The organism is Mycobacterium sp. TH-M82 (genome assembly GCF_057473605.1).
This window is the reverse complement of record NZ_JBYCKY010000789.1, coordinates 1-1,238: the sequence shown is the minus strand read 5'-3', so window position 1 is coordinate 1,238 and position 1,238 is coordinate 1. Positions and strand designations below refer to the sequence as shown.

Below are 1,238 nucleotides of genomic sequence, written 5' to 3'. Positions count from 1 at the left end.
GGGCCCGGCGGCGAATGTAGCGTGCGCGAGCGGGACCGGGGGCATCGCATCCCCTCAAGGCCGGACCGCGCCTGAAGATGCGACCCTGCCGCGCTTGAAGTATCTTCCCGCCGCCGAGCCGCGTACGTCCCGCACTGCCGCCCTTGCCAGATGACAGCGCCATGTCGCTCGACGGCGACTTGTTAAAACTGCCCGCGCCAGCGTTAAAAAAGCGTAAACGGCTGCCAGCTCGCTCTTTTCGGTCGCGACTGTGGAGACGTGGGTCGTTAGCCTTACGCCAACGCACAGCAGCCGTCCGGCAAACACCCAGGGTCGATCGACCGCATGGGGCCGACGGTTTTGACACGACGGAGGAATGGATGTCAATTCTGAAAACACTGCCCGCAGAATTGTCCGCGGCGGCGGCGCAGCTGGAAGCCATCGTCAGTTCACTGAGCGCGCAGCACGCCGGCGCCGCGGCGGCGACCACGGCCATCGCTCCGGCAGCCGCTGACCCGGTGTCGTTGCAGCAGGCGGCAATCTTCTCGGCGTACGGCACTCAGTACCAGGCGACGGCGACGCAAGCTCAGACCGAACAGCAGCAGTATGTGAACACCCTGAACCAGACTTCCGGCACCTACGCAGCCGCCGAGGCCACCAACTCGGCCCAGCAGTCCCTGGACCCAGTTTCATTGATCAACCAGGCCTACAACTTCCTGAACGGCAGCAACGGGCTGTTCAGCCCCTCCAGCGGTGGAACCAGCATCGCCATGGACGAGATGGGTAACTGGGCCTCGGCCTACTCGGACACCATCGGGATGGGCGGCGGTGGTCTTCTGTCGGCCATATCGGCTCCCGAAGAGGCCGGCGCCGACCTGGGCGGCCTCGGCGGCCTTGCCGGCGCAGCGGACCTCGCGGACGCGACGACGCCGGCCGTCGGCTCCGGCATGGCCGGCATGGGTGCGATGCCGATGGCCAGCGTGGGTTCGGCGACCATGGTCGGCAAGTTGTCGGTGCCGCCGAGTTGGGCCGGCACGGTCACCACCGTGTCGAGTACCAGCCTGATGGACCCGATGGCGCTGCCGAGCGCGGGCTGGACCACCGCTGCGCCCCAGGCCGGCACCGGGACCTTCGTCCCGGGCATGCCCGGGATGGGCGCGGCCGCGCGCAACGGCGCCGGGTTCGGTGCGCCGCGCTACGGCGTCAAGCCCCTCGTCATGCCCAAGCCGACGACCGTCTGAGCGGCGCACCCGCGCTAC

At 68.3% G+C, this 1,238-nt stretch carries 1 protein-coding gene; it reads left to right on the top strand.

All coding sequences use genetic code 11. From position 1 onward, the window contains the following. Positions 1-359: 359 nt before the first annotated feature. The gene (locus AC2VON_RS23455; protein WP_421530294.1) at positions 360-1,220 is read left to right on the top strand and encodes a PPE family protein, SVP subgroup; all 861 of its coding nucleotides are present in this window, start codon (positions 360-362) and stop codon (positions 1,218-1,220) included. Positions 1,221-1,238: the final 18 nt, after the last annotated feature.